Source organism: Vibrio sp. 10N.222.55.C6 (genome assembly GCF_041473395.1).
Taxonomy (GTDB): Bacteria; Pseudomonadota; Gammaproteobacteria; order Enterobacterales; family Vibrionaceae; genus Vibrio; species Vibrio crassostreae_C.
Window position 1 is genome coordinate 1 of record NZ_JBFRSD010000016.1, and the last position, 16,474, is coordinate 16,474.

14 protein-coding genes are annotated in these 16,474 nt (G+C 40.9%); 1 reads left to right on the top strand and 13 read right to left on the bottom strand.

What is annotated here, in order from left to right; all coding sequences use genetic code 11:
- Positions 1 to 261: Lrp/AsnC ligand binding domain-containing protein (locus tag AB4486_RS12355; RefSeq protein WP_372117260.1), on the top strand; the 261-nt coding region annotated here is incomplete at its 5' end.
- 29 nt (positions 262 to 290) lie between these two features.
- On the opposite strand, the gene tssG is transcribed toward AB4486_RS12355, so the two are convergent.
- From tssG to AB4486_RS12420, 13 genes are all read right to left on the bottom strand, one after another.
- A complete protein-coding gene (gene tssG / locus AB4486_RS12360) occupies positions 291 to 1,289 on the bottom strand; it encodes a type VI secretion system baseplate subunit TssG (protein WP_029235222.1) in 999 nt (332 codons plus the stop codon).
- Positions 1,286 to 3,034, bottom strand: a complete 1,749-nt coding sequence (gene tssF, locus AB4486_RS12365) for a type VI secretion system baseplate subunit TssF (RefSeq protein WP_017064523.1) — start codon at positions 3,032 to 3,034, stop codon at positions 1,286 to 1,288. The genes tssG and tssF overlap by 4 nt, the downstream gene beginning before the upstream one ends.
- 10 nt (positions 3,035 to 3,044) lie before the next feature.
- Complete coding sequence (tssE, locus tag AB4486_RS12370) at positions 3,045 to 3,455, bottom strand: type VI secretion system baseplate subunit TssE (protein WP_017064522.1); 411 nt, start codon at positions 3,453 to 3,455, stop codon at positions 3,045 to 3,047.
- A gap of 60 nt (positions 3,456 to 3,515) precedes the next feature.
- Complete coding sequence (gene tssC / locus AB4486_RS12375) at positions 3,516 to 4,991, bottom strand: type VI secretion system contractile sheath large subunit (RefSeq protein ID WP_017067544.1); 1,476 nt, start codon at positions 4,989 to 4,991, stop codon at positions 3,516 to 3,518.
- 8 nt (positions 4,992 to 4,999) lie between these two features.
- Complete coding sequence (gene tssB / locus AB4486_RS12380; protein WP_017064520.1) at positions 5,000 to 5,506, bottom strand: type VI secretion system contractile sheath small subunit; 507 nt, start codon at positions 5,504 to 5,506, stop codon at positions 5,000 to 5,002.
- Between the two features lie 17 nt (positions 5,507 to 5,523).
- Positions 5,524 to 7,098, bottom strand: coding sequence for a type VI secretion system protein TssA (gene tssA / locus AB4486_RS12385; RefSeq protein ID WP_029235906.1), 1,575 nt, complete (start codon positions 7,096 to 7,098; stop codon positions 5,524 to 5,526).
- 1 nt (position 7,099) lies between these two features.
- Positions 7,100 to 9,091: a serine/threonine protein kinase gene (locus AB4486_RS12390; protein WP_371722020.1), complete on the bottom strand. Its 1,992-nt coding sequence runs from the start codon at positions 9,089 to 9,091 to the stop codon at positions 7,100 to 7,102.
- Positions 9,092 to 9,758: 667 nt separating this feature from the next.
- Positions 9,759 to 10,712 (bottom strand): hypothetical protein, encoded by a 954-nt coding sequence (locus AB4486_RS12395; RefSeq protein ID WP_102361670.1) that lies wholly within the window; start codon positions 10,710 to 10,712, stop codon positions 9,759 to 9,761.
- Complete coding sequence (locus AB4486_RS12400; protein WP_372058373.1) at positions 10,705 to 11,697, bottom strand: DUF2169 domain-containing protein; 993 nt, start codon at positions 11,695 to 11,697, stop codon at positions 10,705 to 10,707. The genes AB4486_RS12395 and AB4486_RS12400 overlap by 8 nt, the downstream gene beginning before the upstream one ends.
- The gene (locus AB4486_RS12405; RefSeq protein WP_372117264.1) at positions 11,678 to 12,997 is read right to left on the bottom strand and encodes a hypothetical protein; all 1,320 of its coding nucleotides are present in this window, start codon (positions 12,995 to 12,997) and stop codon (positions 11,678 to 11,680) included. Before AB4486_RS12405 ends, AB4486_RS12400 begins: the two co-directional genes overlap by 20 nt.
- A gap of 25 nt (positions 12,998 to 13,022) precedes the next feature.
- Complete coding sequence (locus tag AB4486_RS12410; RefSeq protein ID WP_017062589.1) at positions 13,023 to 13,508, bottom strand: hypothetical protein; 486 nt, start codon at positions 13,506 to 13,508, stop codon at positions 13,023 to 13,025.
- A complete protein-coding gene (gene tssI / locus AB4486_RS12415; RefSeq protein WP_372102461.1) occupies positions 13,508 to 15,586 on the bottom strand; it encodes a type VI secretion system tip protein TssI/VgrG in 2,079 nt (692 codons plus the stop codon). The genes AB4486_RS12410 and tssI overlap by 1 nt, the downstream gene beginning before the upstream one ends.
- A gap of 74 nt (positions 15,587 to 15,660) precedes the next feature.
- Entirely contained in the window at positions 15,661 to 16,179 is a 519-nt protein-coding gene (locus tag AB4486_RS12420) for an Hcp family type VI secretion system effector (protein ID WP_012600867.1), read from the bottom strand.
- Positions 16,180 to 16,474 lie beyond the last annotated feature (295 nt).

Consider the following 16,474-nt stretch of genomic DNA (forward strand, 5'->3'; position numbering starts at 1 on the left):
GTAGAAAATGACGGGAGAAAAGCGGCAAGTTATTTGCTAATTTCTTGTGAAAAAGGTAAGAAAAATGATGTAAGTAATGCATTAAAAGAACTACCTGAAGTCAGACTTACAAGCATTGTTGGGGGTACCTACGACATTATTTCTTTGATTGAAGCTCCTGATCTGCAATCAATACACCATTTATGTAATGAGATAGAGTCTTTCAATGGCATTCGCTCTCTCAATACAACAGTAGTGCTACACCAGCCAATCAGTCGTTAAAAATAAAGCCGCTCTTATGAGCGGCTTTTTTAAATGCCTCCAATTACTCTAATCTTCGCATCTTTCGTACCTGCTTGACCCAACCAAAAAGTTTGCCCCAAACTCGTCCCATCACCTTGACCGAGTTGGTTCTTTGGAACTGAGTCTAAATCAACGGTTAGCTTTAAATCCCAAGACATGGGGTCACGAAGAATAAAACGCATCAACCCCACTAAAGTTTTATGGAAATCTCCTCCATAGGAGAACTTTCGGAACGTCTCGAAATCAATGTTATCAATACAAAGATTAAACTTACCGTTTAGATCTGGGATGCTCTTACCTAAATGTAAATTTGAACCCAAAATACAATTCGTTCTATTTAATTGATTCCTTTGGCATTCGGCAATTTTTACTCTTCGAAAGACCCACTCTTCGATTCGAACACTTGGTAATGAAAAATAGTGCGCAACAATGCCAGAAATCAGTTTCGGAGAGCGTGTCCTGGTAGATAGCTGATTGACGTAAGACAAAATCTTTGCACGATCAAGCCCGATCGTATCAGACTCTTGAATAACATTAGACAACCCTGCTAGGTGCAGCATACGCCCAGAAAAGTCATCTGTTGCATCGCTTTGATACTGAACATGATAACGGTACTTTTTCCAAACACGATAGATTAAACTGGTATATCTATTATGAAAGAAATCAAAGAAGTCTCTAACTGGATTATCATCATCATCTCTACCTACTAATTTTTCTGTATAGTTCGCGGGCAAAGGTGAACTTGAACCGTGTAATCCTAAAAAGTTAGTTTCAATTCTCGAATAGTGCTCACCAGACCTTTCCATATGACTGATGAATTCCATATCACTTTTGGGGAAACAGAGGTTTGGTGAGACACTAAACGCAATTCTCTCTTGATAAAAATATTTGTTTTCACCAACCGCTACAAAATCACTGCCCGGTAATAGTTGGTAGTGCTTCTCTAACAACAAAACTGCTTGAAAAAAGCTAAATTCGTTTATTTTTTCTGATAATTCATCAATCATAAGATTGTTTGCTGTCCAGTTAAACTTGCCCATTGGTAGCTTTCGCCACTGCGTTCATCGTAGACTTCTAACTCTGTAAATGAGTTAACACTTGAATATAAGCGTATGAACTCATTCAATACATTTGCCATCAAAAACATGTCCCCTTCATTGACAAAAAAACTAGAGTTCATCTTAAGCTTAAATTGATTACCACGAACGGATACCCCTCTAAACACTCTATCGATAGGTTTCATTTCTGATGAGATAATGCCGTCAAGCCTGTGCAACGAAGCCCTATGAGCCTGCCTATCCACTCTAGAATGGAAGTCATATGTAGACAGTAAAACCTTGAGTACATCAATATTAGAGAGCGATAGATAATTCAATGACATATTAGCAATCAGTTGCCATTGGAGTTCGCCATTCACTTGCGGGCTAACAGATTGCGTAGGTTTAGTAATATTACTAAACGTGGCGTAAGTTGGAGATTTATGTGTGGTATATATGATGTCTCCTACAGACAATCTTTCAGACAAATCTGCATTACTGCACAATAACTTCATCAAAACCGTTTCGGTTCCTAGGTCTGCAATATCCCCATTGTGGGTATGAAAAGATATATAACGCTCAAGCCCTCTTCCACTCACTCGCTCTGAAACTTTTGACTTGTAGAAATCACGTTTATCTCTTTGATTTATTTGGTGTTCAAAGGACTCAAATTCAATAAGAGATTTTCGTCGCCTTTCATTTTTGCTCCAACTTTCTACTTGGTTTATTGAATAAACTTCGTAGTGATCCTGGTTGTCACTCTGTGGCCGAACTTTATACTCATTTCGGCGATGTTCAAGCCGAATTGGATCACCATCTTTTTCGAATAGGTTCACAGCTGGCGTGCAATGTAACCTTAAGTGCTTATCTTTCAGGACAACTTCGGCAGGTAATGCTCTCTTAAAATGGAATTTAAGGTTCACGGTACTTCTTTGTGGTATCCCTTTTAGCCAATCGAGACCCGTAATATCAAAAAACATAAATTTGTCTGGTAAAGAAAAATATTCTTGCAACAAACGATAACCTGCAAATGAATTGTCGCTATATGGCAGTATCGCTTCGTCGTCTTGGTACCCAACCGGTTTAACAAATTCAGGTCCAAGTTTACGTTTATACCCACCGCCCACGTCTAACTCGACGTAGTCTAAGTATCTAAATATCCATAAGAAAAGAATTCTAGTTATATGGATCTCACCATGTAAATGAAACCTTAATTTATCTAACCCGATACGAGATAACTCTAGCCCATGTTCAGTCGCAAGTGTCACATCAACAGATGAGCTTGTTCGACTGTTGCTTTGGTCAATGCTTGTGATTTTTAAGGGGAAAAGCTCTACGTCATAGCAGGTTCTGAATAAACATTGCGTACCTTCCACTTGTTCACTAGCCATCTCAGCCCCGCGCTTTACCACTGTTTTTTCAGTGACACTTCCCGAGTGTGGCGTTAGTTCGCTAATGCATAACGAAGGAATCGAGCGCATGTAATGTGGCCACAACAGCGTCATTAACGACTGAGTGAGCTCTGGGAGTTCATCATCAATCTTTTCTCTAATACGGCCAGTAAGAAACGCAAAACCTTCAAGAAGACGTTCTACATCAGGATCGAATGTTCCTTCAGACAAAAAGTTGGTCAGTTTTGGATTGTACTTGGCAAATTCGCTGCCGGATTCTCGTAGATATGTGAGTTCATCTTGAAAGTATTTACTGTTACTCAATGGGCACCTACTAAACGTTAAATTGGCCGTCAGTTCCCATATAGACATCGATAGACATCGGAACTTTTCCACCGTTGTGTAAGACTTCTCCGCATATGCCAAAGCCTAATTGAAGAGGGTTGTTGTGATTTTCTCGGTAATGTACTTCAACACTTCGTAGCCGAGGTTCGAAGCTTTCTATTGTGGAAGTGATGTTCTTTTGGATGTGACGAACTAAATTGGTGTTGTTCGATAGAACATCATTGAAATCAGGTAAGCCATATTCCCGATCGATCATTGAATTACCCGCATGAGTATTAAGCAAATCAGCAAGGTGCAGATGAATGGATTCAATTAAATGCCTATGTGAAACCACTTTTTCATAACAATTTTTCGGCTCACCAAGTTCAATTCGTTCTAATAATCGGTAACCTTTTTCCATATAACACTCTAAGAAAAAAAGCAGCCAGTAAACCTGGCCGCTTATTTATTTCCAAACTTATTATTGGTCTAGCTTACCAACCAAAGATAAGTCAAAGCTCGCGCCCATGTACTTGAAGTGAGGACGAACAGACATCGATACTTTATACCAACCTGGGTCACCCTCAACGTCAGACACTTCGACTTTAGCCGCTCGTAACGGTCGACGACCACGAACTTCTGCTGGCGGGTTCTCTTGGTCAGATACGTATTGACGGATCCATTTATTTAGCTCAACTTCCAAATCGGTACGCTCTTTCCAAGAACCAATTTGCTCACGTTGAAGTACTTTAATGTAATGAGCTAAGCGGTTAATAATGAACATGTAAGGTAGCTGAGTACCCAACTTGTAGTTCATCTCAGCTTGCTTGCCTTCAGGTGTATTCGCAAACACTTTTGGTTTTTGAACTGAGTTTGCCGAGAAGAACGCTGCGTTATCAGAACCTTTACGCATTGTTAAAGCCATAAAGCCTTCTTCTGCAAGTTCATACTCACGGCGGTCAGAAACCAGAATTTCGGTTGGGATCTTAGTTTCGATCTGACCCATCGCTTCAAAGTTATAAACCGGTAAATCGGTTACCGCACCACCACTTTGCGGGCCAATAATGTTTGGACACCAGCGATATTTTGCAAACGACTCACTGATCTTTGAAGCCATAGCATAAGCTGAGTTACCCCAAAGGTAATTGTCATGGCTGTCCGTAACCATTTCATCGTAGTCAAACGCCTTAATTGGGTTGTCTTCAACTGAGTATGGCGTACGCAGCATAAAACGTGATGTACACAGCCCAACATAACGTGCGTCTTCGTGCTCACGGAATCCGCGCCACTTAGTATACTGAGGACCTTCAAATACCGACTTTAAGTCTTTTAAGTTTGGTAATTCTTCATAAGAATCTAAACCAAAGAATTGAGAAGATGCAGAAGTAATAAATGGTGCATGAGACATAGCACCTACATTACCCATATATTCCATTAGTTTAATATCAGGCGAAGACGCAGATAGTTGGTAATCACAAATAACGGCACCTACAGGCTTACCACCAAATTGACCGTATTCACGAGTATAAATCTGCTTATATAAACCTGATTTCACTACTTCAGGAGCATCTTCAAAATCATCCAGAACTTCGTCTTTCTTAGCCGAAATAAGTTCGATTTGAATGTTTTCACGGAAGTCCGTGTGATCAACAAGATATTTAAGACCACGCCATGTTGATTCAATCGCTTGAACTTCTTCGTTGTGAAGAATTGCATCAACCTGTTTAGACAACTTTTGATCAATCTCAGAGATCATCAAATCAACTAAAGACTGGTCTACTTTTTCTACTGTTGAGCTGCTTAATAACTCACCAATGAATGCTTCAACGCCACGCTTTGCAACGTCAAAACCCTCATCACTAGGTTTAATGCGAGTCTCATTTAAAATGCTATCCAGAAGAGAGCCTGACTCAACTAGAGCTGCTTCTTGTTCTGGTGCTTGTGCTTCTGCCGACATGATCTTCCTTACTCTGCTTTTTCGCCTTGGTCTGCACCAATGCTTAGTTCATCCAAAAGTTTCTTTCTTGCTTCTTCATCTTGAAGAACTGCTGCAATCTTCTTACGGAAAGCAGGTACATTCCCTAGAGGGCCTTTCAATGCAACCAAGGCTTCACGAAGTTCTAGTAAACCATTCAGCTCAGGAACGCTCTTCGCAATCGACTCTGGAGTAAAGTCCTTCATATTTTTGAATGTAATATCAACGCCAATTTGCGCACCTTCTTCATCAGAAAGACGGTTTTCAACATTTGCTTTGATATTCGGTGCGTAACCTTCTAATACTTCGTTAAAGTTATCTTTATCGATATTAATCGGATTACGCTCTTCGATCGGAGTTTCATCTGCACGAGCAGTGAAGTCACCGACAACCATCATACTTAGGGGCAGTTCAACATCATCAGACGCATCGCCTGTTGCTGGAACATAACGTATATTAATTCGCTCTTTCGGAGCCACCGAGCCATCACGTGACATAATTAGTCCTTTCTAGTTTATTGCTGGTCATAAATTGTTTCCCATTCGCTATATCTCACAGGTAAAAAATCCTTAGTTCGATATAGTTCCTTTAGAGTTTTTTGAATTAGATTTTCTAAAGAAAAAAACAAATGGGGTTCCCAAATTGATAGATTTAGTTCCTTAGCCACCGCCCAACTTTGTTCCAAGTAAGGCAAGCACAAAGGGTATAAACCAACACTTTGGTAGGCTTTCACTAACTTTAAGTGCAACATGAATTGTCCACGACCGGAGTTATCCAACTCGAGTTTGTTTGACAGTTCAGCCACATATTTACCCAAGTCACCTAGGGCAATATCCTCCATCTCAGATAGATCATCTTCAGCTACAACAATAGTTTGAATTATTGACGACTTACCCGAAGGACAAGCGTTACCTGTAGACAACCAAGTAATCGTTGCTTCATCCGCAAATGGAATAGAATTTTTGAAAGAGAGGTTCTCAATTCCCTCAAAAGAATCGACAAATCTCTTTGTTTCTTGCTTTACAGCCAACGCAGCTTCGTCATACCCAAGATTGTCTAACATTGAATAAACGAAATAATGCCCAGTCAGCCAAAATGGCGCATCAGTAAGTGTTCGCTCTAAACGCTTGATCGTATCGATATCACTTTCTTGATTTGCTTTATCTCGATATTCCGCCTGCTGGTCTGATGACACAGCGAGGCTAAGAGGCGTTAGATTGTCTTTGTGATCAGGTAAACCATCAACGTCGGCCCATGTCAGGTGACGGTAAATCCGATATCCTAAAGGTTCAGTCGGATTTGAATGCACCATGATCTCAGACACTTTTTTTAACGTACGCTTTGATGCAGCCGGAGATGAAAAATCTGTGTCAACGTCTACAGTGCTGTGCTCTCGAGGTTTACTTCGTTTCTGATTAGGCGTGGTGTGCGTCTTCGGACTGTCAGCTTCGTGGCTTTGTGGAACGATCGCTTTCTCGGACAGTGCAACAACATCAATGAGCGGTTCGGAATCAGCCAAACTGTGTTCAACCAACGTTTCTTCATTTAAAGATGCGTTCTGCATTAGTTGATTCAAATGACTTTTTAATTCGAAAAAGTCTACATCAGAGTCTTGAAATATCTCGTCAAACTGACGCTGGATACCTTCAGTTAGTGTGATACATCGAGATAGAACTTCCCAGTCAAGGGATTCTGCAGACAATTTAGTCGCGACGAGTTTGAATTGATGATTGAGCCACTCAACAGCCCCATCTCTACCTCTTTTACGTTTAGGGTATAACTCATGACCAAAACGACTGATTGAGTCATTGAGCAAAGATAATCCTTCCTCAAGCCCTATCTCGCCTTTGTCCTCTACCAAAGAACGGATCAGATAACAAAGCGCTTTAAGATCCTTACTATGCTGACTTAGCACTTCAATCGAATGGACTTTTACTATATGCCAGTCAACAGTCTCACCAAATAATGAACCAAATTTTTTCACTTCGGCTTCCATCATTTCATAGCAAAACTCGTACCTAGCATCCTCACCAGTTGGTGAGTGTTCAGATATTGGTGCTAATAGCGTTTCAGTATCGATCAGACTCAAGTTAACCTCTGCTTTCAGAATTGTAATTTCTAATTGCTCGCTCGATTGCTATAGCACCTCGCGCTGGTTTAGATAGTTGATGACTTTTGTCTATAGAATCACTTGCCATGCTATTAAGAATTTCCGTTATTTCGCTGAATTTCTTAGGGGCATTAGTCTCTAGATCAGCTAACGAGTCGTGAAGTTTCTGTCGACCAAATACTGATTGTTCAGTTACAGTACTGAACAAAATAAATTCGCTTCTTGCTACTTTTAGAGCTCTTACTTTAGCTTTCAATTTTGGCGTGTTACCAAAAAATGATTGCGCAGCTTCTGCCTCAAGAATTGCTTTGGTGTAATAATGCTGCTTTGCATTTTTCTCTATCGAGGCATCTATTCCGCTGAGCACTTTGCGTGGTAATACATGACTATAAAAATAGGCTCTTGACTGGTTTACTTTCCAAGCAGTTTCAATATCACTGTCTGCAACATCTGATTTCCCATCTAAGATGAGTTCGACTAAACGCTGTTCTTGATTCCCACCAAAGGCGGCAATATTTTGTGAATTGATGGTCGCCTTATTCAGACTTGCCATCGTTTCCGTCAGCGCTTTATCTGCATAAGGAAATAGAGAGCCGTCACTGTTCAGTTTTTCTCGCAAAACAACGAGATCATGCCGGATCGACATCAGAGTTTTAGGAAGTAGATCGACCGCCCCTTCATATTCATTCAAGTCCGATTCATAGTTTTTATACAACTTAGCTAATTTGCTCTGTTGGACTTCATAAGCTTCTCGGTAAGGAGCTGTCGAGACGACATCTTTTTCCATATCTTGTAACGCGAATTCAATATCCCATGGAGACTGTGCTAAAAAAGACGCGGTTTGTGCAGGTTTAATAGTGCTCACAAGGCTACTCGAACTGTTGGTCGATTTAACAATCGATTTCCATTCAGGCTGACCTTGGTTATATAAATATGTACCAGTGATAATCACGACACACAGAACCAAACTCGCTTCTAAGTATCGAAGCCGACCACTTTGAATTCTGTCAATAGTTCGATGTTTGGTTAGAACGAGATCAGCATTCCGTAAACTACTAAATAAGGGAGCACTTACATCAGCACCAAATTTTTGGGTATCGATCTTGGCTAGTTGCTGCGCAAACGAAGTCGCTGTATACCTGTGCTGTCGAGGGTTGTTGACAACATCTTTAATTAACTTCCATACATGGTTAGGGATTAAACCTGGTCGTTTTTTTGCTTGTAATTGAGTTGTCCAAGCATCGCCAAATGCAGCTCCAAGAAATAGATGCCCAGTTAATAACGCCAATGAATAGACGTCATCTTGAGGTTGAGCCACGCCAGACTTTATAAACGCAGGAGACGCATAGCTCATGCTTGCTTCAGCGTAAGTATTAGATTCACCAACATAACGAGCAGCACCAAAGTCGATCAACTTTACATAATCGGACTCTGTAACAATAATGTTTGAAGGTTTAATATCTAAATGGCAGACACCTCTCGTGTGCATAAACTCAAGCGCACCAGACAATTGATATATCAGCCACGCAATATGGTCATGCCTAAAACCTTTAGGAGTATGACGAGCCATTTTTTCAGCCAAAGATTCGCCCTGAATCCACTGATACATAAAGTATGGTCGATCGAACTCTTTGCCTATTTTAATGAAATCAGCAACACTCGGATGTTGAGACATCTCAAGACGACTGGCTTCATTAATGATTAATTCATTCGCAAGTTCAGATGAACCTTCATTTAGAACCTTACAGCAAACCTGTTTTTCAGGGTTCCCTTTCTTGGCCAGGTGATAAACAGTCGTTTTGCCATTTTTTGAAGGTAATGTATCTAACACGTCAAATTGGGAGAAAATCACATACTCTAGCTTGGGCTTATTTTTATTAGCCATATTCTGAGCTTGCTGATTTTTCTTTTCGATCGCTTTCACAACCAACTTATCTAGATAACCTTTGGCTGTCCCTTGCTTTTCTGGCACGCTAAACTCTTTATCAAACGAAATAAATTAATGCTAGATAATAATTACTGTCCAATACCCTTTTCAATAGCAGTATTTAAAACCATCGGTAAGACTATTAATTCAGTTATTATTACTAAACAACCGAACATTACGACAAACGCTTTAACTAACTATTTTTGGCTAAAAATTAGGGTACTTATCCACGTAAATAACGAACTAAACATACATTGTTAACTGAGTCACATTTTTAGTTCATTCTAATAAAAACGAATTGTTCGTTTATCTGAGTAATGTTCAGAAATAATATTGATTATCTCTATAATTGGAATAGGTGTTTGGGAAGTGGATTCACCAAATAGGAATTAGGAATAGTTCGATATCAAGTGAGTATGGTAAAGCACTAAAATACTGCTCACTTATCATAAAACCATCAAGCCCCGCTCCTAAGCTTGAGTTCGTCATTGGAATGTACAACGCTATACTTAATTACGATGATAAAAATACACATCAGTTTCATCAAGGTGTTACAAATTTAGAAATAGAGCGGTGCAGCAACTAAAGCGGCTTGATGAATAAGGTGGATCTAAATAAACGCTAAGACTAACTTTGTCTACTGAATCGCCTTTCAGATAATTGTCGTGTGATAATGATTATAATATAAGCGTTTCGTATCACGGCTATGCAGTCAGGTCTGTTTCATACAAGTGAGTTGGAGCAACGCCCTTTCTCCTTTAACATCAAACATTAACAGGGTTACAGGGCTATTATGCGTTACCTCTTGGATAGTGCAGGCCATTAATGCCAATGCAGAACAACTACCCAATGTACCCCATAAATCATTAATTAAAGTGGGCTGCTGTGGGTTATCAAAACATTCGGCGCGTGCACCTAACGCGAACCCATAATCTTCAGTATGAGACCTCAGATTAGTCATATCAGAGAATACAGGCCCAAAACTCTTGATATTGCGACTCGCATTCCTGACGAGCTTCATTACTGACCTTCGCGTTGTATTTGCAGGTTCTACTTCGAAATAACCTAACTTTGCTTTGGGTTTAAGCTTTAACGTTTGCACCAAGTTATTCCGACATAACAGTAAACCCGCCCCGCCCTCACTCGGTATTATGCCCCATGGATTAGTTGAACTCATGACATCTCCAGCTTCGATTAAGTCACTGAGATCATCAACAAGTGAATCTACTGAGATACTCATTATTGCATCGAATTGGTTCAACTTAGCCAATGATGTGGTCAAGTATGATGGTCCACTTTGTTGAACCACTTCATAACGTGATATTGAATCACAATGCTTACATTCACTTAACCACTGACTCATCTCCACAGCAGAAATAGAGCCCGGTACATTGACGAGTAACGGAATAGGCTTTAATGATGTAGGTAACTGCTTTAAAAGAGAGTCGATCAAGCTCTCAATAAGCACCGAACACTTGTCAAACAATGATGTACTGGAAATGTATTCAATACTAGCGTACGTGAATCTTTCTATCCCATCACCGGCCACTTGCTGATCGAACCTTCCCAAATCCGCTTTGGCAACTGTTGTGGCAATATCAAGATTCATGCCCGTTGGTGTCATGGCTTCCATACCAATAACGAATCGTGCTGAATTGTTATTCATTATCCGACAACTCCTGTTTTTTATGGATCTTCGTTGACACTAAAAGATGCTCCTCGCCTTGACATGGAAAGGCAGCGCTGTAACTGATTGAAAGTATGCGAGCCTCTGTATCAATGAAAACCGTAGAAATAGGCATATCTACTTGATAGTTGGCATTTTTAAATTGAGCTTCTGCTACATACATCTCTTTGGGGAAACGGAAAGAGAGTGCATCATTATGGCAAAAGCCACTCATCATCAATCGTTCACCGCCAGATATGAAGCCTTTGCATTGTTGGTCTAGTGGCGCACTCTGATAAAAACGCTGGTCAAAGTCTACGGGATAAAGAGGTTTCCTATTCTCTAGCCAATCGTCATCAAAAGTGCCAGCGTATCGCTGACGAGCCCCGAAAAATGGGGCTAACGGGCCAAATCCAGCAACCCGTGTATTCTTGGGTGTCGCACTCCAATCTTCCGTAGGATAAAAAACCGAAGGAACCTTCTGTTTCAATAGTTCCCCTTTAGTATCAGCAATACCTCCGCCGAGCCGGTTTCTTAAATCGCCTCCGATAGCACAGGAGAAGTCCATCTCTTTTTCCACAAATGGGAGTGGTTTACTTAGCGTTACGCTACCTCCGTGCTCAATCCATTGCCTATCACCAAGTACCGATATGGTTTTGTCGATATGGCCATCAATCAAAAGCCGACACTCATGGTACGTAACTGCCTTTTTCGCGTAGCTTCGGGCCTTACCGAAAATCAGTACATCTGTGTTGGTTTTAACAACTGAGAACTCTTGGTCAGCTTTCATCGCGGAAAGCCCTGCTTCACCCAGGTAGACAGGATCGTCATAGATCTCTGCCTCTTCTTGCTCCTTCCAAACAGAACCTACGAGTTGCCATGAACGTTTTCCAACGACAATCCACACCTCATTGCCATTATGATCCCGTTGAAAACGGCCTTTGATTGAAAGTTCTGGATGGTTCTCAATATCCCACAACTGCATTATTATTCCTTAGATTAAACCTTTCTGAGGCTGTTGAATTCTGGGTTAGTCGCGTGATATTCCACTCTTGTTGATGAACTGGCATAGCCATATCCCAAGGGATGTATGAGCGAGTCTGGAGGCAAACCTGACGCCAAATCCAAACCCTAAAAGCAGCACTGACTTGAGTATCGAACATGGCTTGGATACTGGTTTCTAGAGTCAAAGTTTGTCCCAATCGACCCGGTGACGCTTGTCTGTAGGCGCCAATTTCGACCCATTCTTTTAGCTTTTCGAGTATTTCGTGCCACTCAAAGTCTATCCCCAAATTTTTTGGTGTCACTGGTAAACGTTTCCCATAGACAATGTAAAGCGCTTGGATCCAATCCTCACCTTCGAACTCGTCAAGGCTTGATACTAATTCAACTATTTTCGGAACATGTTCATTCAGACCGTGTAATACAAAATCGAACGGAGCCTGTACACTACTCAGATTAAAGCTCTCAAACTCTTTGAGCTCCAAAAGTTTGGCAAAAGTGACCACTTCGGGATCAGATACACTATCGATTGAGGTACCAAATTCCTGACGAAACCATGTCCCTCTATCCTCTTTCGTAAGTAATCGCTCAAACAGGTTCTGACTGCCATTTGAGTTTTCAGCTAACCAGACAACGCTTTCTGCATCGTTTTGTAACGATAAAAATAAATGTGTTTTATGCTCAGAAAACCGCTTGTCTTTAAGCCAACGTTTTAGCAGACCAACTGTGACAGTTTGGCGTAACTGTAGGCACTCCAAGTAAAGCACGGGCAGTTTACAACCACCTTCAACCATTTCGATTACCACAGAGTCGATACCTGATAATGATGACTGAACAACTAGCAATTTTGCGGTTTGGTAATCCAAATCATCAAGTATCGATAAACCACAAAGTAGGTTTTCTTGCTCTTGTCCAATCTCAGAATTCAACATGAGCCAAGCATAAATGGTTGGTTCGCTCTGCTTTAATTGATGAATCAATCCCGGAGCCAATCGATAGAAAGACCAATAAACATTTTTTAGGTCTTCAATCTGACGCTCAGCCAGCGCTAAATACTCCAGTTTAACGCTTGGGTATCCCCTTTTATGTACTTGTAAGCGTTGCTTTAACAAGAAACCGAGTGTCTCCGAAGCCAGTGACAGCTTTTCATTACACATATCCAGCCACTTGATAGGAAGCTCGTCCAATAAAGCGAGCGTACTTTCCGCATTAGTGATGGCGAGTTCCAAATCTTCATTAGTAATCGGCTGGTTTAGTTGATCAATACCTATTTTTTGACGCATCCGTGAATCCAATCTAGTAACACGATCAATTGATCGCGATGGTGCCGCCTTGAATTTTTTGAGCCTTCTCTGCTTGGGAAGTCACATATTTGGCTTTGGTGGTAATTCGGCCATCACGGCCGCTGTAACGAGTCTCTGTTTCGCCACTTCTCACAATTAACTCTTGTTCCGTTTCAATAACCATTTTCTTTGCTCTCAGTACAAATTCATCAGAATCATCCAGAATGGAGAAAAAGATATCTGTGACTAAAGGGAGATTAAAATCGTTATTTAAAAATTCGATACGACATGAAAGTTTGTTATCAATAGCAAGTTGTAACTCGGCTAATTTGAACCCCCGCCCCAACCTCGCATTTATTGGTTGCTGTAAAGGGTTACCTTCGAAATCGACACGAACACCACTTTTAGATTCGTTAATCGATACAATTGTTCCAAAACGCGAAAAGCAAGCCGTTGATTCGGCTTGCTGTTCGGTGATGGTTTGGATAATTTGGGTTTGTTTTTCCATCATTAATTGATCGCTACGTTTCCACCTTTGACTACAACTTTATCGCTTCCTTCAATGGTTATTGAAGAACCGGACAACTTGATAGAACCATCACTATTCATCACTAATGAAGACCCACCCGTTTTCAGTACTATCTTGTCACCGCTTATGATCTGGGTCGCACCATCGGCTTTGTATGAAGTATTTCCTTTAACAGAAACCGTTAAGTTGCCACCAACCGTTTGGTTATCATCAGCTCCAATGTCAGAACTTTTTGAAGCACCTACCGTTAAGTTGCTATTTTCGCCCACATCCAAGTCATCATTCTTACCAATCTTGGTAATTTGATTGTCTCCAATTTCTAGATCAGAGTTATTCTTAACATATTGAGTCTCATTGGCATTGTAAGTAACGGATACATCTTGTTCGACAGTTTCAGTAAACGTACTGTTAACTTGGGTGGTCTTGTGTCCGTCGATGGTCTCTTTGTGATCACCATGAACATCATTTGTTTGATGGCGTGCAACCTTTAAGAACTCATCTTGACCTATATCGCGATAGCGGTTATTCAAAACCTTAGTCGACATGTCCTTTTGCGCATGGATGTAAACTTCTTCTTGGTTCGCTTCGTCTTCAAAGCTCAACTCGTTATAGCCTGTCCCTTTATGCGTTTGCGTTCTAAAAGTTGTCCGCGTTTTGTTCTCTGGTAACGAATATGGAGGATAATGAAGTCCGTTATAAACTGCGCCAGTAACTAAAGGCCTATCAGGGTCTCCCTCTAGGAAGGTAACAACCACCTCATGGCCGATGCGAGGTAGGTATACCGCCCCCCAAGTCGGTGCGGCCATTGATTGGCTAACTCGAATCCAACAACTCGAATGCTCATCGCTCTCGCCATAACGGTCCCAATGGAACTGGACTTTGATTCGCCCAAGCTTATCGGTATAGATCTCTTCACCTGCAGGCCCCACGACAACCGCTGTTTGCGTACCTTCAACCAAAGGAGCTTCAAGTTTTGGAGTTCTAAACTCAACATGTCTAGGAATACACGCGAACTGATTATGATATGTAGTTGGCAGACCATTAGTTTCGTCTTCATGCACCTGAGGGTCATGACCACTATGCATCACCGACAGCATGAGGTAATCGCGGTTAATTGCCGAACGTGGATGCTCACTGATACTAAAACTGTATCCAGACGCCAGTCTCATGACATTACTGGTCGCCTCTACTTGCTGATTATCTACAACGTGCTCTGACATCCATTCATTTGATCTTACTTGCCCCATTGCTGGGTCAACGTAACGTCCTGGAAAATCGAATAATTTCAAATCTAAATCGAGTTCGCCGGAGCTGCTCATTTCCTGAGGGATCTTCGGAAACTCATAGTTATAATCAGTGTAAGTAACGTGGCCAGTTTTTACTCTATTCACGAGTTCAAGGTCAGAGATATGCTCGCGGTCTGCAACACCGCCACCATCCGCATGATAAACAATAGGGCCTAAATAAGATCCGTTTAGTGGCGTGCTCAATAACTCAGCGATTGCATCATTACTGTCGACAATAACCATTGTGTGGTTAGCTTCTGTATGTTCGAAGTAGTACCACATGCCGTGTTCTGCCAGAATTCTCTGAACAAATTCAAGGTCAGTCTCTCGATATTGCAACACGTATTCTTTTGAAGGGTATACACCAGATAGTTCTAATCGATAATCGGTCACTAACGCATCATCTAAAACTTCAGAAATGATCGCTGACGCTGATTTTTGTTGAAAAATACGGCAGTCTTGTCTTTGGCTCAAAAACCAAGCTTGTGGAACAAGAGTCAATTGGTAACGAGAGAATCTCCTGCCCGATCCAAGGTAACGCACCTCATTAACCACGCCGTGAAAGCATCTCGCAGAACTGACACCTTGGCCGTATAGAGTCAAACTACCTGGTTTACGGATGAGTGCGTCAAATGAGATATCAGGATCAAGTGAAAGTAATGATAGGCTGATTTGAAAAGGCTTTGAAAGCTCTTCGATTACCTGAAAGCTCTCCACACGAAAATCATGCGTGGAGCCTTGCAGTTCAAACTTAAATTCTACGTCATTCACCATATCTTTTACCTGATACTAATAATAGAAATAGGGCCAACAGTAGTTGTTGACCCTTTGTTTTTCACGAAAAGCGATTAAGCTTCGCGTGGAGCGCGCCAGTCATCATTACCAGCAGTACCACAGTTTTCGTGAGTAACTTCGATTGCACGGTAAGTCAGCTTAAGTACTTCTTCAGTTACACGATCTGAAGTTGCAGCGTCTTGACAGTGATTCATACGAGTTTGAATATCTACAAGTAGTGCATCAATTAACTTGATTGAGTAGTAGTGCTCTTGCTTACCTTGTACTGAAGTACGGTAAAAACGGATTACACACTCAGGAAGCTTTTCGCCAGACACTAATGCGTTGAATAACAGAGGTGAACAACGGTCTTGTACTTTAGTTACTACTACAGGGCGGTGAACACGTTGACCTGTTGGTTGGCCACTTTGTGGGTCACGTGGAACTGTTAGTACGTGATCAAGTTCTTGAACTAGGAACTCATCAACGTGAGCTTCTTGCCAAGTGTTACCTACAGAATCTGCAGAGTAAGTATCTTTAGTAATGTGACCTTGAGTTTCACCATTGATAGACATATATGCTGGAGTTGGCATCGATATTTCCTTTTTAAAATTTATAATTCATTAATTCACCAAATCGCTTATCACCGCGACTGATTAAGCTAATACAAACATCATGCCAACTTTATAAAACCAATTAATACAGTCAGTTACAAAAAATCACCCGTTATAAACATTATATTTAACAACAATTTGTTGTTTATAAAAACGATTTATTGAACGTGGATACTAATAAATTGAATTTAAAACACAAAGGCAAAATAACCATCTCGAAGATTAGAAATAAAGTCAAAAAAACTAGTAATTAAATCATAACACCTAGACTATT